We start from the raw sequence: 17,141 nt of genomic DNA, 5'->3' as shown, positions 1-17,141 counted from the left end.
ATTTTTTTCTATCATATCAAAAATTACGACACTTTGCATTCTTAACATTAAATTAGTTGAACTCACCTTATTATTAATGTTGTAATTTGATCATTTTATTTATCCGCGACGGTAAATAAAATTGACAAAACCCTAGGTTAAATGCAATAGCACTGACTCCAATAATCAGTACTTCTATAAAGGAAAGGTAAAAAACAGATACACCAATAATTAACAAACCTTCAATCATCATAAGTATCAGCATCAATTTCTTTATTGCTTGAAGTTTGTTATTTATCTTTACAGGATATAAAACAGTTAACGATAGATTGTCAAAATGAAAATAAAGTGGTAACAGTTGGAAGCCGGTCAAATAGAGAAATATGACTGTTAAAAAGAGACTTAGTATAAACGATTGTCCTAAGGCACTTAGCAACATAGCAATAACAACCAAGCGAATGTATAACCCGCTATATTCAGTTCCCCTCACAAATGCTCTAGCATACAGATAGTAAAAAACATTTTTGTGTTTTTTTTGGATAGGATTCAAAAAAACATCTAAATAAGCTCTTCTTTTAACAAATCCCTTTAATGCTGGAATATCCGTAAACAAGTTAATAAATTGATAGATTCGCTTCATTCGATTCGTCTCATCTTTTATCATTTTTTCCCATTGATACGTTAGAGCAACATTCTTTTGATTGGCTAAAAAGCGATAACTTACGGCTACAACCACAGCTCCTACTAATCCAACTATAGGATGGATAAATAATGCAAGACTTGACACAATCAAATAAATGCCAAATAAAAGAAAGCGCGTTTTAATCCAGTCACTTGTTTCTTTTGTTTTTAAATTTAAGACTTGGGCATTGAGATCAGTTTCTTTTAAAATAATCAGCATTGTTACAAAATAAAATATATCTGAAAAAGCAAATCCAGACATTGCGACTAGTAATGGCATTAAAACAGCCACAGCAACTAAAATGACGAAGCTAGGCAGCCACAAACTTCTCCATTTGGCCTGTTTAAAATACTCTTCCATAGCTTTTTCTTTGGGTAGCATAAATACAGCGTCCGCTGGTTGAATAAGTGTTGCTAGTTTACCAACGCTTAATATTCCTGTAAAAACGACAGCTCCTATTAATTGTCCTTTCACATCATAAGACGTCAGGGTTTTCAAATAATTTGAATACGCATATCCCATTGCACCGACTAAAAATAAACATACAATAACGAAATGATCATTAAATATATACTTTAGGTACTTCATCATTTTCTTTTGGTGTTGTTTCACACGTTGCTTCCAAATTTCTATCATCATTTACTATCCTCTTCTTTTGTTAATTGAATGTAAAGCTCATCCAAAGTCGCATCGGGCATGTTAAAGGTATTTCTTAAATCCTCCAGAGTCCCTTCAGCTTTAACTTTGCCTTCATGTAATAAAACAAATCCATCACATTGCCTTTCAGCTGTCGCCAATATGTGAGTAGACATTAAAATGGAAGCTCCTTGTTTTTTCATTTCTTCCATAAGTTCCAAAAGGGCATTGATGCCAAGAGGGTCTAATCCTAAAAACGGTTCATCGATGATGTATAAGCTTGGCTCCACTAAAAAAGCGCAAAGAATCATCACTTTTTGCTTCATTCCTTTAGAAAAATTAGCTGGAAACCATTCTAACTTATTTTCTAACCTAAATCTTTTTAATAACTTGTCAGCACGTTCATATGCTGTTTCAATTGGTATATCGTATGCCATTGCTGTAATTTCAATATGCTCTTTTAAGGTTAATTCTTCATATAAAACTGGCGTTTCAGGAATAAAACCGAATTTTTTTCGATAGTTTTCTTTATCATTCTTTAAAGTTAAACCATCAATACTGATTTCTCCTTTTTGAGATTGGAGCAGACCAATGATATGTTTTATAGTCGTACTCTTACCAGCTCCATTTAAGCCGATTAATCCAATTAATTTTCCAGCTCCTACTTCAAAAGATACGTCTTTTAATACAGGAATCTGACTATAGCCTCCTGTAACATGCGATACTGTTAAACTCATAATTAGTTTAGTCCCTTCTACACAATTTATTGTAGTTATTGTACCATAAGAACAAGAGAGAATCTTTCCTGTTTCATGTGTTACCGTTTCACTTTCTTTCAATTTTATGATACATTTATTAAATAAGAGAATATATTTCTCTATTAATCGCGACTTATATATAAAGATATCGTAGGAGAAAGAAGGATTTTATATGGTAGATTGTATTTTTTGTAAAATTATCAACAATGAAATACCTAGCAGAAAAGTTTACGAGGACAATGATATAGTAGCTTTTTTAGACCTTACTCAAGTAACACCAGGTCATACCTTAGTTGTTCCTAAAAAACATGTTGCAGATGTTTTTGAAATAGATGAAGATTTAGCAGCTACAATTGGCAGTAAAATCCCCAAAATTGCGACAGCAATCAAGAAATCCAATCCTGCTATCAAAGGAATGAATATCGTTAATAATAATGGTACTGTTGCTTATCAATCTGTGTTCCATTCACATATACATATCTTGCCTCGTTATGACGAACAAGATGATTTTTCAATTCATTTTGGTGATCATTCTGGTAATTTCACCACTGATGAATTAGATAGTATAGCACTAAACATAAAAAGCAAATTGGAGGGATATTAATGTCTAATCACTTTATGAATGGGTTAATTTTAGGTGCTGCAGCTGGAGGAATATATGGTCTTCTTAAGTCTCCACGTACTGGTAAAGAAAATAGAGCTGTCCTAAAAACATATGTTGATGATACGACCGTTTTAGTAAATGATGTATCTAAAAGTGTTAATGACTTAAAAGGAGCAATAGCTCAATTAACAAATGAAGGTAAAACATTAGCTGAAGAGTTTACACAAGATGTAAAAGAGTCTGTTGATGAATTCACTTATGAAGCAGAACCACGTATGCGTCGAATTCAAGAACATACTGAAAAACTAACCGCAGATGTAGAAGATTTAACTCAAAGTATGAAACAAGTTTAATCCTTTACTTTAGATAACGGAGCTGAGACCTAAAAGTCTCAGCTCCGTTTGTCTATTCTATCTGATTTTTTTTCAAAAACTTGTTCGATTGTGTTTTTTTTGTGATTTTTAATTGACTTTAAACTAAATAATGGGATTTTAGTTTTTTTTATACAAATGAGTATGGTATATTTATATCTGTCATTAGGAAGTAATTTGATAATGTAAAATAAAAGAAATGGATGTGTAAGGGAAATGAAAAAATTATTACTAGCTACAGCTACTATCTTAGCCGGATTAACAATTGCAGGTTGTTCTGATAGCACTGTTGCTTCATCAACTGCAGGAAAAATTACAGAAGATGAATTTTATGAAGCAATGAAAGAAACCGTTGGAACAAGTATGCTTCAACAACTGATTATCGAAGATGTCTTAGATGATTCATACGGAGATAAAGTTACAGACGAAGTAGTGGACAAACAATACTCTACTGAAGAAGAAAATTACGGTGGTGCTGAAGCATTTGAATACATCATGCTGCAACAAGGTTATACCGCTGACAGCTATAAAGACACGATTCGTTTAAACTTATTAATTGAAGAAGCAGTAAAAGACAAAACAAAATTTACTGAAGAAGAAATTCAAGCTGCTTATGACGCTTATGTACCACCTGTAACAGCTGCTCATATTCTTGTAGAAGATGAAGAAACCGCAAAAGACCTTATCACTCAACTAAATGATGGGGCTGATTTTGCAAAACTTGCTACTGAAAATTCAGTAGATACCGCTACTGCTCCTAATGGCGGAGAAATAACTTTCGCATCTGGAGAAATGGTTCCTGAATTCGAAGAAGCAGCTTATGCTTTAAAAGAAGGCGAAATGACAACTGAACCAGTTGCTTCAGAATATGGTTTCCACATCATCAAAATGATTGAAAAACCTGAAAAAGGAACACTTGAAGAAGAAACAGATACAATCAAAGATCAATTATTAACAGCTAAATTAGCTGATAGTGCTGCTATTCAAGAAGTAATTTCAGGTATTATGCAAGATGCAAATATCCTTATTGATGATAAAGACCTAGCTACTGCAATGGATGCTTACTTGGCTCCTGCTACTGAAGAGTCTGCTACTGAAGAATCTGCTACTGAGGAGTCTGCTACTGAAGAACCAGCTGCTGATAGTTCTGCTACTGAGGAATCTGCTGTAGAAGAATCTGCTGCTGAATAACCATTAGTATCTCTAGCAACCGTAAATAAAAAAAGGCATTAGGATCAATATCCTAATGCCTTTTTTTATTTACTATCCGTTGTTTTTTCTGATTCATTTGGTTTATAGAATGTCCGATTGTCTAATCCAAAAATTCTTTCTGTAAACATCCCTGGCTCTGTTCTATTTAATGTCGAATTTAACATATTTACAGTAGCATCTAAATTATCAATCATATATAAAATTTCAGCTTCTCTTAACTTTGGTCTAACCGGAGAACCATACTCAAGCAGTCCGTGATGAGCCAATACCATATGCTTCAAAAGCAAAACATCTTCACTTTTTTCATCAATTTTTAGAGCAAGACAAGCTTTTGTAATTTCTTCATCTACTATTACAATATGGCCTAAAAGATTTCCTTCTAAAGTGTACTCTGTAGATATTGGTCCTGATAGTTCAATAATTTTGCCCAAATCATGTAAAATAACACCAGCATACAGCAACGGCTTATTGATATCTTCATATTGAGTCGCGATTGTCTTTGCAATTCTTAACATAGAGACCGTATGGAAAGCTAGTCCGCCAGTAAAAGCATGATGAAATCGTTTAGCTGCTGGATGTTGAAAAAAGGGTTTTTGATAATGATTCAATAAATAGCGTACAATCCGATTCATATTCGCATTTGTAATCTCAAATAATGTATCATTTATTTCTTCCATCATATCTTCTTTCTTTAATGGGGCTCTTTCAACATATAAATCTGGATTATCTGGATCTCCAGATTTTGTTACGGCAATTTTAAATAGCTTGATTTGAGGATTCCCTTGATAAAGTTCTCTTTTCCCTGAAACTTTTACTACTTTTCCAGCAGTAAAGGCTGCAATATCATCTTCTGACGCATCCCAATATTTACCATCCATTTGGCCGCTTGTATCCTGAAATGTAAAAGCAATAAATTTTTTGCCATTTTTAGCAACACGAATATCAGCTGATTTAATTAGTAAATAAATGTCGAAAGTATCATCGTTCGTATATTCAAATAATTTCTTTTCCATTTGACTCCCTCTTTCTATTTGCATCTTTTCTTTATTATAACATTTCTATCTGTTCTTTTCGAAAAACATCTGTTACAGATGCATCAAATGTAAAATAAAATACTTGCATGTCTTCACTAATTCTCTGTAATAGTTGATACATCTCTTTTTTTCTTTGGTGATCAAAATTCACAAAGCCATCATCTACTAGCAACGGCAATTGAATTAAGTCACTAGCATTTTTTACGAATGAAAAACGCAGAGCCACATAAAGTTGTTCAGCTGTTGCTTGGGAAAGCTCAGAAGCTTCAAATAGAGTACCATCTTTACGTTGAACCGTTATCGTTTGGTCTTTCAAGAAAACTTTTTGGTAATTTCCATTTGTTAAAATAGCAAAAAAGTAAGTCGTATCACGAATAGTTGCTGGGAAACGATCTTTCCTAGCTTCAGTTAACGTTCGCTCAATGAGTTCTGCGGCTATTTTATACGTTGTCCATTCATCAACTAAAATTTGTGTTTCACTCTTTAAATTAGCATATTCCTGCAATAGTTCAGAATAAGCTCCACCAACTTCTAAATTTTTCAACGCGACTTCTGTTTTTATTTTTTTATTTAACTTGCTTTCAATTGAATCTTTTAATTGTTGCAGTTTTACTTTTAGGTCTTGGATACTTTCAATTAAAGCAGCCTTATCACGATATTTTTCTAACAATGCACTGTATTCGCCAACTTGCTGTTCTAACAAATTTAAACGAGCTTTTTTTGTTATTAATTCTTCCTCTAGTACATATTTTTTCCGGAAATCTTCTTCAGTTTTAGCTTTAACCGTTTGGAAAAGCGATCTTCTCTTTCGTTCAAATTCTTTTTGTTGCATAATGAGCTGTTCAATATGCTGATGTGCTGTTTTATGCTGCCTTGTAAGTTCTTTTATTTTTTCCTCATCCGTTGTAACTTCTTTAAAAAATTGTTTTATTCCTTCAATTAACTGCATATTGCTATTCCAATCAACAAAAATAACAGACTGTAAATAATCGAGGGATTCTTTCCACTCAACTATCTCATTCTCCATTTGGCTTAATTGTGTTTGTTTTTCATAGATGTTGTTTTCTTTTTCTCTTATTGCTCCAAAAATATCCGTTTCTTGCATCAATCTGCTGTTCGAGTACTCTAGTGGATAACCATATATTTGTTTCCATGATTGAAATTCTTTTTCAACATGAACTTGTTGATTTTCAGTTTCTTCATATTGAGCTTGTTTCTCATTTAATTCAAGAATAACTTGATCAATTTCTGCAAGTTTTTCTCGCCATTGTTTTCGAATCTCGGTTTGTTGAATATATTCTTCAAATGAATACGCCGTTTCTTTAATCACTTCTACTTTATTTGGTGTGGTTATTTTTTTGATGATTGGCCAAATACTATAGAGTAAGAGTCCTAAACCAGCAATCGTGAGGACTAATCCAGTACCATTAGACAGATACACTCCTAAAATACTTATCATTGTTCCGATAATCAAGTTAATGAGTTTTCCTTTACTTAGTTTTTGTTCACTTTGCTTATCTACTTTATTATACGCACGTGGGTCAGGATTCTTTTTTTCTAGTTGATTTTCTACTTCTTGATAGGATTGATTATCCCATAGTCGTTTCTCTAGTTTATCGAGTTGATCTCCTAAAGATTCTTGCTGGAAGTTCAAAAACGCTATACGTTCAGTTAGTAGTTTTATTTTTTGCTCTACTTGAGCTTGTTTAACTTGTAAATCATTTAATCTAAACCGACTTTCCTCAGTCATAATATCTGGTATAGCTTGTTGTTCTTCTAAACCTAATTGTTGTTTTTCACGCAATAATTGATGTTGTGTAGCCAAAATCGTTTCTTTAATAAAAATAGTTTCTTGTAACTTAGCTTGGACATAATCCAGCTTTTCCATCAATTGATTGATTTCATCTCTATGTTCGATAAACACTTTAAGTTGCTTTGTTTCCTCTGTCTTATCTCTAAGATAATGCAATTTTTCTTGTTGTTGCGTAATGGTTAATTTAAGCTGATTTATTTCTTGATTGTAATGATTGAGCTGATACAATCCATCTTTGGGCAATTCTTCGAGCTGTTCTTTTTTTATTTGATGTTGGATATCTTGCATCTCACTAAAAAGTACCCAATTTGATTCTAATTGGTTTAGCTTGAACGCTTTGTCTTCATAATGTGTCCTTTGTTCTCGTAAGCTGAGCAACTCTTTTTCAAGATTGTCTTTTTCAAGCAACCAATTCATGTACTGACTATTCTTTTCTTTTGCTAGTTTTACTTGTTTCCTTTTTGCTTCAACATCGGCCATTTTTTTATTAATAATGGTCACTCGGCCATTGGGCTTAAACAACTTACTCGCTTCCGTTTGAAACTTATCTGCCACCTTTAACAACTGTTCGTTTCCAATTGATCCTACACTTAAAAAATAACGATTCAATTTTTCACGATTTAATTGTTGGACTTTTTGAAGACCAGCTAAATTAAAAGAAAATAGTGCTTGATAAGTTGCCTTATCCAATCCAGACAATATTTTTTCAAGCCATTCTTCGCCACCCGTTTCTCCACTAGCAAAAGTAACTGTAACCGTGCCGTTTGCTTTTCCTCGTACACGCTCAATTTGAACATCCCCATATTGTGTACCAGTTAAAAAGAGCCTTCCTCCGTATTGGCTGCTACTCTTAGGTTCATATCTTAGCTCAGAACTAATCTTAGAAGGAAATCCAAAAAGAACACTGTGAATAAACGACATTAAAGTTGTTTTTCCAGCTTCATTTTCTCCATAAAACAATTGCAAGTTAGTTATATCCTCTATTTTGTGGTCTACCCATTTTCCATAACCATATATTTCCATTGATTTAATCTTCAAGGTCATCACTTCTCTCAAATCCAAGTTGATTGCGAACCAACTCTTTAGCATCTTTCACAATTTTTTTTCGGTAATTTTCTTCACGTGTTTCCACAACTTCTTCCATTCCTGGGAAATCAAAAAGAGCATTCGTTAGTTCATTAAATAAACTTTCTTTTTCAATTTCTTTCTGAATTTGTTCCCATTCATTTGGAAAAATCTTTTGGATAGCTGGTATCCGATTTTCAACTACTGTCTGCAATTCTATTTTGTGGACCCAAACAAAAGTATCTGTTTTTGGAATTTGCTGTAAGGCTTCTAATAATTCTCCTTGATTAATTTTTTTTAAGACCCCTTCAAGTAAATTCTCACTATCCACCAAACGAATGGAAAGAAATAGACTATAGAAATCATTTTTTTGTTCTTCGACAACAGCCTTTAAAACTTTGTAAAGTTCATCTAAACTCTTGATTTCTTTAATGGAAAGGTCAATTGTCTCCCATTGAATCGTTGAAGTCGGTCTAAATTCCATTAACACTCCAGATTCAGTCAATGTTACTAATTCATATCCTTTTTTTCCACTTTCCTTGCTGCTTCTACCTTGAGTATTTCCAGGATAGATAACAGGCGGGTTTTCAGCTAACTGCTGTCTCTTATGAATATGTCCTAAGGCCCAGTAGTCATATCTCTTGCTTCTCAACTCTCCTAATGAGAATGGTGCGTAGTTTCCATGTTCTGAATCTAAGCCTTCAGAGAAACCATGTAACAGCCCAATATGATACTTTGCACGTGAGTGTTTTTCAGGATACTCTTTAATTTTCCGTTCAAGAACCCATCTTTTATCGTAACTAAAGCCACTAATTGCAACTTCCTCTTTTTCCGTTGTCGTATACCATTTTGTTTCCACTGATTCTGTAAAGACAACGACATTTTCAGGCATTTCTAAGTGTAGCCCAGTATTTTCTATGTAATCATGATTTCCATGCAATAGATAGACTGGAATTTCGGCTTTATTCAATCGTTCCATTTCATTTCGTAGATAGGCTTGAGCTTTCACACTTCGCTCATCATTATCATAAATATCTCCAACTAAGCAGATAAAATCCACCTTTTCTTCTATCGCACTATCCACGATTGTAGTCAAAGCTGAAAAAGTTGATAAATAAATAGCATTCCAAATAAAATCAGGTAACATTTTTAAGCCAATAAAAGGGCTATCCAAATGCAAATCAGCTGCATGAATAAATTTGACCATTGTACTCACTCTTTCCTTTCTTTTTATATCCTCCAGCTTACGAAGGGCACATACGTTCCTTTAATATCATAAAAAAAGAACTCACTACTCTTCTATACTAGTGAGTTCTTTTTTGTCCTTTATTTCTTAACCTTGGTAAACATCTTGAACAGGTTTCATAATGATGCGGTTTAAATCTTCAATCAATGTGCTTAAACGTTGTTCAGCTTCCATCAATTTTTTGATAACATCATTTTCTCCAGAAGTTTGAGCTAAGTTTTGAGCTTCCTCGATTTCTTCTTCAGTAATTTGTTCGCCTGACATTTGTTTTTGTTGTAATTTAATTTGAACTTCTTGGAAGTCAAAGTACATTTTGCTAGCTGCTTCGTCTTTTTTTACTTCATTAAAAGCTGCTACCAAAACAGTATATTCCTCACTATCTCTTAATTCTTTTTCTAAAGCGTTGGCTGTATCATAAATATTTGTACTCATAATAGACTTCACTCTCCAATTTAAATAATGGTTTCATCTTAATGACTATACCATTTTATACATTGTTTTTCCAATATTCTAATCTAAATCGCTAACTTTTTTTATTGTGTCACTTTATTTTTAAATCGATCAAACAAGTTTCCAAATTTGTCTTTAACAATATCCGAGCCTTCTTTTACTTTTCCACCAATTGAATCAATTGTGTCTTTTACATCTTGTTTCCAGTCATTAGAACCTGTTTCATTTTCTGCTTCTGCAGCAACAATTTCTTGGGCACTTTCTGTATTAAAAGCTGTTAATTCAGTATATGGAAGAATATTTTCCATTTGTTTTTTAAACAAAGGTCCTACACCAGTGGAACTACCTGTTGTCATGTAATGTTCTTCATTAGTTGGGTCAAACCCCATCCAAGTTGCAACTACAATATCAGGTGTATAACCAACTGTCCATTGATCTGTTGTACCACCCTCGTCATTGAATGTTACTTCTGTACTCCCAGTTTTTCCAGCTATCGTATAACCAGACGGATTATTATTTTGTGCTGTTCCATTTGTAAAGACACCCATCAACATGCTTGTCATTTGGTCTGCAACTTCTGGAGTAGTCACTTTTTTAGTTTTTGGTTCCGTGTTATCAACAATGACTGCACCTGTAGCATCAACGATTTTAGTAATGAAATGTCCTTCACTCATCATACCGCCATTAGCGAACGTTGTGTAGGCACTCGCCATTTGAAGAGGAGAAACTCCTTTACTCAATCCACCTAAAGCTAGTCCTAGGTATTCATCTCCTTCAGGTCCTTCTGTTAGAGGAATACCGAATTCTTCAACTTTTTTAAATCCTTTATTCAACCCGATTTCATTTAGAAGCCAAACCGCTGAGGTATTCTTACTCTCTGCCAATGCTTGATACATTGGTACTTCTCCTTCATATTCATGATCAACATTTTCAGGAGTATACTTATCTTTACCATAAGAAATCGGCTCATCAACTAACATTGAATCAATGCTATATCCTTGCTCTAAAGCAACAGTATAAACAGCTAATGGTTTGATGATAGAACCTGGTTGCCTAACCGTTTGAGTCGCATAATTAAATCCTCTAAATGTATGCTCTTTTCGACCTCCAAAGATGGCAAAAACTCCACCAGTCTCCGGATCTAATGCAACAGAACCACTTTCTAACAATGTTCCATCTGCTGCATTTTGGAATAAATAATCATTTTCATAAGCTAAATCCATTGCACGCTGGTAATCCTGATTTAATGAGGTATAAATTTTATATCCTTTATTTAAAATTTGTTCTTCACTTAAATCATAGGTGTAAATTGCTTCATTTACTACTGCATCAAAGTAAGATGGGTATTGATATCCTTCTCTTTCTGAGTACGCATCAACTAGTGTTAACCCTTCAGCTTTTATATTGTCTACTTCTTCTTGAGTAACGATTTCATTTGTTGCCAATAAGTCCAAAACAACGTTTCTTCTAGAAATAGCATTATCATAATCGTCAATAGGATTATAATTTGTAGGTGCCTTTAACATGCCTGCAATTGTAGCGGCTTCTGATAAGGTTACTTCTGCCGCAGATTTCCCGAAATATTTTTGAGAAGCATCTTCGACTCCCCAAACTCCATTTCCAAAATAAGAATTATTGAGGTACATTTCTAATATTTCATCTTTTGTATATACTTTTTCAATTTCGATAGCTAAAAAAAGTTCCTTTAATTTTCGAATAAACGTTTGATCTAATGTCAGATAAGCATTTTTAGCTAATTGTTGCGTAATTGTACTCCCGCCTCCGACAATGTTTCCGCCATTGATAACATAACCAACCGCCGCTCTGGCAATTCCAATTGGATCGAATCCTGAGTGTTTATAAAAGCGTTTGTCTTCAGTCGAAATAACGGCTTGTTCAATCGAGTCAGATATATTATCAACAGAAATAAACGTTCCTTTCTGCGAGTATAAGGTTCCAGCTTCTTCATTATTAACATCGTAAATCGTTGTTGTTTGTTCTAGGCCTGCTTTTAACGTAGATACATTTGCTGTTTTGGCTAAATACAACAAATAAACACTTGCAACTAAAGAAACAGTTAATATGATCAAAAGGATAATTTTATTTACGTGGTATTTTTTCCAAATTCGTTGTCGTATTTTGTGAAATTTTAGTAGATACGGTTTTGCCCATTTCCAAAAAGTGAGCAAAGCTTTTTTCAACTTCTCTAAAAAAGAAGATTTATTCATTCGCATTCATTCCTTATTCTTTTTATTCTAAATCATTCTCTATTATACTTAGTTTAGCAAATCAATAATGAAGACACATCCTCCTTAAGTAGGATATGTCTTCATTAACCAATAGTTTATTATTCACCATTTTACTATTTTTTTCTTTATCATTTTACCATATTGATGTAGAGTAAAGTTAAAGACTTTATTAAAATGGAAAACTGACTGTTTTTTTAATATTCGTTAAAAAAAGGATGAGGTGAGACCTTGGGACAGAAAATAGAATAAAGGTATTAAGCTATCAAAAAGATAGTTTTATTTATGCAACTATTTCTTTTGGTCGTTTTTCACCTTGTATTTCATCCTCATCCTGAGGAATTTACTAATAATGACCATTGAACTACTCTTTGTATGATGAACTATTTATAACTACAATTCATTGAAAACTATATTACAAGGAGGTGAAGTCTACGCTATAACTCTGGCGTAGACAATAATTTGTCAATTACAACTGGAATCATTGCATTCTTTATTATCTTATTTATCGCAGCATTATTCGTGATGTCAGAATTCGTACTGGTACGTATTCGCCCTTCAAGGTTGGATTACTTAATTGAAAATGGTGACAAACGTGCAATCCTTTTAAAAGAGATGACACAAAAACTTGATACGTACCTTTCAGCAACTCAATTAGGGGTAACCATCACTTCGTTAGCTATTGGTTGGTTAGGTGACCCTACATTTGGGCGCTTGTTTAATCTTTTATTTTCATCTGTTGATATTCCCTCTTCTGTTTCAACGATTGCTTCAATTACTTTATCTTTTATTATTTTAACTTCTCTTCAAGTCATTATTGGAGAGCTGGTACCTAAAAATATTGCCATCAATAAAACGGAACAGATTGGTTTGTTAATCGCTAAACCATTACAGATGTGGTTCCGTATCATGTACCCTTTAGTTTATATTTTGAATCGAATCGCAAATAGTATTTCACGCCGAATCGGAATGAAAAATATCAGTGAACCCGAAGAAGGCGTTTCTGAAGAAGAACTTCGAATCATTATGGGTGAAAGCTTAAAAAGTGGCGAAATTAATCGCGATGAATATCAATTCGTAGAAAATGTATTTGCATTTGATGATCGAATGAGTCGTGAAATCATGGTACCTCGTACTGAAATGGTGACTGTGTCGACCTCAATGACTTTGAGAGAGATAGCTCAGTTGGTAAGTAAAGAACGATTTACACGTTATCCAGTTATCAAAGATGGGGATAAAGACATTGTATTAGGCATTATAAACACAAAAGAAATATTCGCTGTTTATGTGGATGCCGTGGAAGCAAAATTATCTGAAACCTTTAGCTTTGCTGAATACATTAGACCCATCATTTCAGTCATCGAAACGATTCCTATTAAAGAGCTTCTTGTAAAAATGCAAAAAGAACGAAATCAAATTGCTGTTCTTGTTGATGAATATGGTGGAACCAGTGGAATTATTTCAATGGAAGATATCGTTGAAGAAATTGTTGGTGATATTAGCGATGATTACGAAGTTGTTGGTGAGCCAGAAATAAAAAAAATTGGCGACCATCACTACCGTGTTAGCGCTAGGATGTTGATTGATGACGTCAATGATATTTTTGGACTTTCCATCGAAGAAGAAGATGTCGATACCATCGGCGGCTGGATGATGAATCAAAAATACGATATTTCCATCGATGAAGAATTAACTTTTAATAATTATATCTTTAAAGTTATCAAGTCTGGGAATGGTACCCTTGAAGTTATCGATGTTATAAAAAAGACCCCTAAAGTTGCTATGAATGAAATAGAGTAACTTTTAGATTTCAGAATAAATAAAAAGAGCCAAGATTAATCAATCTTGGCTCTTTTTATTATGTGCTTTTATTTATATCTCTTCGTCAAAAATGGTGTTGATAGAACAAACCAAAATTTCTTCTGGAGAGCCATGGAAACCTCTGAAGCCTGTAACCAATTTAACTACGCTATCAACACTAAAAAGTCTAGAGACTCATTTATCTATTTTTTTACTGACTTTGTTCAGCAACATGAATCAATTCGTGAATGATTTGTTCTACTTCACTTAAATCTTTTGCGTTAGCTCCACTAGCTAGTGGATGACCGCCACCATCATGTTTTTTGGCTACTTCATTAATTATTGGTCCTTTAGACCGTAAACGGCAACGAAAATGTCCATCCGACTGTTCAACAAATATGCCCCATAAAATGACTTCTTCGAGCGCGCTAGGTAAGGAAACAACTGCAGAAGTTTCAGCATCTGTTAATCCGAATTGATCCAAAATCGTCTTAGTAAGAACGACTTTTCCTACACCAGATGGATGAATTTCTATATTTTGTAAGACATATCCTGAAAGTTGCGCTACTTTTCGCGACATAGCATTCATTTTTTGATTGATTTCATCCGGTTTAAAAGAATATTCCATTAAATCGGCAACAATACGCATCGTTTTAGGTGTAGTGGCCGGATATAAGAAACGACCAGTATCTCCAACAATACCTGCATACAATAATTTAGCAGCTGTAGTTGTCATTTTCAATGTTTTTTTTTGATGAAAACAGAAACCAGCAATTATTTCACTAGAGCTACTAGCATTCGTATCCACTAAAATAATATCTCCGTAAGCATCATCATTAGGATGATGATCTATTTTGACTAAGTACTTTCCTTGACTGTAGCGTTCATCGCTAATGCGCGGTGTATTTGCCGTATCAGTCACAATAACTAAAGCTTCTTGATAATCTTCATCTGAAACATCATCCATTTCAGTTAAATAGTTTAAATCGCCAACTGGTCCACCTGTTTTTAAAACTTTTTTAGTCGGAAAACTAGCTTTTAATATTTCTGCTAGCCCGCCTTGTGACCCTAGCGCATCTGGATCAGGATTCTTATGTCTATGAATAATAACAACTTCTGATTCTTTAATTTTTTCAAGTATTTGATCGTATAAGTTTATAGCCATGCTTTTTCTCCTTTAACTTCTTTGCATCAATTGACAGACTACGGTTGCTTTTGCTACTAAAACCGTATCGGTGTAAACTTCAATATCCAATTTGGCAGTTCTTCTGCCAATTTCAAAAACACTTGGTCTGATTTCTATTTCACTTCCAAGCTGAATCAATTTTAAATAATACAAACTCATTTGTTCTACCACAGCATTTTTCTTCTGATAAACAACCATGGTATTTTTTGTTACGGTAGAAATCACTTCACTCAACAATCCAAATGAGAGTGTCCCAACATTATCGGTCATTTGCGGGGTCACTTTAAATTTATAATATGGGATTTTAGACGTCCATTCTTCTGAAGAAGTTGTTAAAATCTCTATATTTTCATTTATTTGATCAGATAAAGTATCTCCCATTTGCGGTTGACGCTGAGAAGATTGCATGGCTTTCATGACATCTTGACGTGAGACTATACCCATAAGTGTTAAGTCATCTTCAACGATAGGCATCACTTCCAACCCATCCCAAATCATTAAATGGCCCACACTGGCTACACTCATATGTGTTTTGGCGAATGTAGGATTTTTTGTCATAACCCGTTCAATGCTGATTTGATCTTGTTTGCCAATTATATCTTTAGCGGTAACCATACCAATCAAACGTCCTTTTTTATTCACAACAGGAAAGCGCGTATGGTGGCTTTCTTCATTTAATTTCCGATAATCTAGGACGACTTGATTAGCTGTTAAATATAAGGTTTTATCCGCTTTTGTATAAATATCATCAACAAGCATAATTTCTTTTTTTATTAGTTGATCTGTAATTGCTCGGTTGATCAATGTTGCTACCGTAAAAGAATCATAGGTTGTACTTAATACAGGCATATTCAATTTATTGGCTAATAAAATGATATCTTCATTTGTTTTAAAGCCACCTGTAATCAAGACTGCCGCGCCACATTCAAGAGCCAATTTCTGTGCATTTTCACGATTCCCAACGATCATCAAGGAACCAGGTGAAATGTAGCGCATCATTGCCTCTTCCGTCATTGCGCCAATGATAAACTTGCTTAAATCTTTATCTAGTCCTGCTTCACCGCCTAAGATGTCGCCGTCTATGATTTTTACAACTTCTCCATAAGTCAATGTTTCGAAAGTCTCTTTCATTTTACGTTCAATACGAATCGTTCCAACTCGCTGAATCGTTGAAACCAATCCATCATTTTGTGCATCTTTAATTGCACGATATGCTGTTCCTTCACTAACATTTAAATTTTTTGCAATTGACCTTACTGAAATTTTCTCTCCAACCGGTAATGTTTCAATATACGTGATGATCTGATCGTGTTTAGTAGTCATTCATTTGCCTCCATGCTACATATAAGATAAATCGATTACTTCTCCAATTTTCAAGGCTAGACCTTGATCTTCAGATAAGCTTGTGCAAAAATCCTCTGCATTCTGTTCAATGAGTGGAAACGTATTATAATGAATAGGAACAACTTTTTTAGCTTGGATATAACTTGCAGCAATGATGGCATCTTCTGGCCCCATAGTATAATTGTCTCCTATAGGTAAAAAGGCTACATCTATTGTTTTATAAGCACCGATTAATTTCATATCTGTAAACAATGCTGTATCACCTGCATGATAAATCGTTTGTTTATCCGCACTAAAAATGATACCCGCGGCAAGTCCTAAGGTAACCGTTTCTCCTTCTATTTCATATGAAGATCCATGAATAGCAGGTGTCATCTTAATTTCACCAAAATCAAATTGATGTTTCCCACCCATTTGCATTCCATGCGTTTTAAGGCCTTTCTTTTCAAAAAAAGACGCTATTTCTACATTAGCAATAATTAAAGCGCCTGTTCTTTTTGCAATAGGTTCTGTATCTCCGATATGATCATCATGTGCATGTGTCAAAATAATTACATCTGCTTGAACAGTATTGGGGTCTAAATCACTTTTAGGATTTCCGGTGATAAAAGGATCCATTAAAATAGTCATTCCTGAATCAGTCAATATTTGTAAACAAGATTGTCCGTGCCAAGAAATTTTCATCTTATTACTCCCCTTTCGTTCGCTGAAACGA

At 33.9% G+C, this 17,141-nt stretch carries 14 protein-coding genes; 4 read left to right on the top strand and 10 right to left on the bottom strand.

The window, feature by feature from the left end:
• Positions 1–73 precede the first annotated feature (73 nt).
• Positions 74–1,300, bottom strand: coding sequence for an ABC transporter permease (locus BLT48_RS12455; RefSeq protein ID WP_089978375.1), 1,227 nt, complete (start codon positions 1,298–1,300; stop codon positions 74–76).
• The gene (locus BLT48_RS12450; RefSeq protein ID WP_089978371.1) at positions 1,297–2,034 is read right to left on the bottom strand and encodes an ABC transporter ATP-binding protein; all 738 of its coding nucleotides are present in this window, start codon (positions 2,032–2,034) and stop codon (positions 1,297–1,299) included. Before BLT48_RS12450 ends, BLT48_RS12455 begins: the two co-directional genes overlap by 4 nt.
• Before the next feature lie 193 nt (positions 2,035–2,227).
• On the opposite strand from BLT48_RS12450, the gene BLT48_RS12445 reads away from it, so the two are divergent.
• From BLT48_RS12445 to BLT48_RS12435, 3 genes are all read left to right on the top strand, one after another.
• Entirely contained in the window at positions 2,228–2,659 is a 432-nt protein-coding gene (locus BLT48_RS12445) for an HIT family protein (protein WP_089978367.1), read from the top strand.
• Positions 2,659–3,012 (top strand): YtxH domain-containing protein, encoded by a 354-nt coding sequence (locus BLT48_RS12440; RefSeq protein WP_089978364.1) that lies wholly within the window; start codon positions 2,659–2,661, stop codon positions 3,010–3,012. Before BLT48_RS12445 ends, BLT48_RS12440 begins: the two co-directional genes overlap by 1 nt.
• Before the next feature lie 234 nt (positions 3,013–3,246).
• On the top strand, positions 3,247–4,221 hold the full coding sequence (locus tag BLT48_RS12435) for a peptidylprolyl isomerase (protein ID WP_089978360.1): 975 nt from the start codon (positions 3,247–3,249) through the stop codon (positions 4,219–4,221).
• 65 nt (positions 4,222–4,286) lie between these two features.
• On the opposite strand, the gene BLT48_RS12430 is transcribed toward BLT48_RS12435, so the two are convergent.
• From BLT48_RS12430 to BLT48_RS12410, 5 genes are all read right to left on the bottom strand, one after another.
• Positions 4,287–5,255 (bottom strand): 3'-5' exoribonuclease YhaM family protein, encoded by a 969-nt coding sequence (locus BLT48_RS12430; RefSeq protein ID WP_089978358.1) that lies wholly within the window; start codon positions 5,253–5,255, stop codon positions 4,287–4,289.
• A gap of 34 nt (positions 5,256–5,289) precedes the next feature.
• Entirely contained in the window at positions 5,290–8,133 is a 2,844-nt protein-coding gene (locus BLT48_RS12425; protein WP_244885829.1) for an ATP-binding protein, read from the bottom strand.
• Positions 8,117–9,361 (bottom strand): metallophosphoesterase family protein, encoded by a 1,245-nt coding sequence (locus BLT48_RS12420; RefSeq protein WP_089978355.1) that lies wholly within the window; start codon positions 9,359–9,361, stop codon positions 8,117–8,119. Before BLT48_RS12420 ends, BLT48_RS12425 begins: the two co-directional genes overlap by 17 nt.
• Positions 9,362–9,487: 126 nt before the next feature.
• Positions 9,488–9,832 (bottom strand): YlbF/YmcA family competence regulator, encoded by a 345-nt coding sequence (locus BLT48_RS12415; protein ID WP_035021980.1) that lies wholly within the window; start codon positions 9,830–9,832, stop codon positions 9,488–9,490.
• A gap of 101 nt (positions 9,833–9,933) precedes the next feature.
• Positions 9,934–12,078, bottom strand: coding sequence for a PBP1A family penicillin-binding protein (locus BLT48_RS12410; protein WP_089978352.1), 2,145 nt, complete (start codon positions 12,076–12,078; stop codon positions 9,934–9,936).
• Positions 12,079–12,558: 480 nt separating this feature from the next.
• Here BLT48_RS12410 and BLT48_RS12405 point away from each other — a divergent pair, with 480 nt between their 5' ends.
• Complete coding sequence (locus BLT48_RS12405) at positions 12,559–13,896, top strand: hemolysin family protein (RefSeq protein WP_089978350.1); 1,338 nt, start codon at positions 12,559–12,561, stop codon at positions 13,894–13,896.
• A gap of 211 nt (positions 13,897–14,107) precedes the next feature.
• On the opposite strand, the gene BLT48_RS12400 is transcribed toward BLT48_RS12405, so the two are convergent.
• The 3 genes from BLT48_RS12400 to BLT48_RS12390 are packed head-to-tail and all read right to left on the bottom strand — an operon-like array spanning position 14,108 to position 17,110.
• The gene (locus tag BLT48_RS12400) at positions 14,108–15,061 is read right to left on the bottom strand and encodes a DHH family phosphoesterase (protein WP_089978347.1); all 954 of its coding nucleotides are present in this window, start codon (positions 15,059–15,061) and stop codon (positions 14,108–14,110) included.
• A 12-nt stretch (positions 15,062–15,073) separates the two neighbouring features.
• Complete coding sequence (locus tag BLT48_RS12395; protein ID WP_089978345.1) at positions 15,074–16,405, bottom strand: DRTGG domain-containing protein; 1,332 nt, start codon at positions 16,403–16,405, stop codon at positions 15,074–15,076.
• A 15-nt stretch (positions 16,406–16,420) separates the two neighbouring features.
• A complete protein-coding gene (locus BLT48_RS12390) occupies positions 16,421–17,110 on the bottom strand; it encodes a metal-dependent hydrolase (RefSeq protein ID WP_089978342.1) in 690 nt (229 codons plus the stop codon).
• Positions 17,111–17,141 lie beyond the last annotated feature (31 nt).

The organism is Carnobacterium viridans, from assembly GCF_900102725.1.
GTDB classification, from domain to species: domain Bacteria; phylum Bacillota; class Bacilli; order Lactobacillales; family Carnobacteriaceae; genus Carnobacterium_B; species Carnobacterium_B viridans.
Note: the sequence above shows the minus strand (reverse complement) of the source record. Positions and strands in the feature narration are given on the sequence as shown.

Excerpts from the sequence above, each read along its gene's own strand:
- BLT48_RS12455 (WP_089978375.1), bottom strand. The coding sequence starts at position 1,300 with ATGATGATAGAAATTTGGAAGCAACGTGTGAAACAACACCAAAAGAAA.
- BLT48_RS12450 (WP_089978371.1), bottom strand. The coding sequence starts at position 2,034 with ATGAGTTTAACAGTATCGCATGTTACAGGAGGCTATAGTCAGATTCCT.
- BLT48_RS12445 (WP_089978367.1), top strand. The coding sequence starts at position 2,228 with ATGGTAGATTGTATTTTTTGTAAAATTATCAACAATGAAATACCTAGC.
- BLT48_RS12440 (WP_089978364.1), top strand. The coding sequence starts at position 2,659 with ATGTCTAATCACTTTATGAATGGGTTAATTTTAGGTGCTGCAGCTGGA.
- BLT48_RS12435 (WP_089978360.1), top strand. The coding sequence starts at position 3,247 with ATGAAAAAATTATTACTAGCTACAGCTACTATCTTAGCCGGATTAACA.
- BLT48_RS12430 (WP_089978358.1), bottom strand. The coding sequence starts at position 5,255 with ATGGAAAAGAAATTATTTGAATATACGAACGATGATACTTTCGACATT.
- BLT48_RS12425 (WP_244885829.1), bottom strand. The coding sequence starts at position 8,133 with ATGACCTTGAAGATTAAATCAATGGAAATATATGGTTATGGAAAATGG.
- BLT48_RS12420 (WP_089978355.1), bottom strand. The coding sequence starts at position 9,361 with ATGGTCAAATTTATTCATGCAGCTGATTTGCATTTGGATAGCCCTTTT.
- BLT48_RS12415 (WP_035021980.1), bottom strand. The coding sequence starts at position 9,832 with ATGAGTACAAATATTTATGATACAGCCAACGCTTTAGAAAAAGAATTA.
- BLT48_RS12410 (WP_089978352.1), bottom strand. The coding sequence starts at position 12,078 with ATGAATAAATCTTCTTTTTTAGAGAAGTTGAAAAAAGCTTTGCTCACT.
- BLT48_RS12400 (WP_089978347.1), bottom strand. The coding sequence starts at position 15,061 with ATGGCTATAAACTTATACGATCAAATACTTGAAAAAATTAAAGAATCA.
- BLT48_RS12395 (WP_089978345.1), bottom strand. The coding sequence starts at position 16,405 with ATGACTACTAAACACGATCAGATCATCACGTATATTGAAACATTACCG.
- BLT48_RS12390 (WP_089978342.1), bottom strand. The coding sequence starts at position 17,110 with ATGAAAATTTCTTGGCACGGACAATCTTGTTTACAAATATTGACTGAT.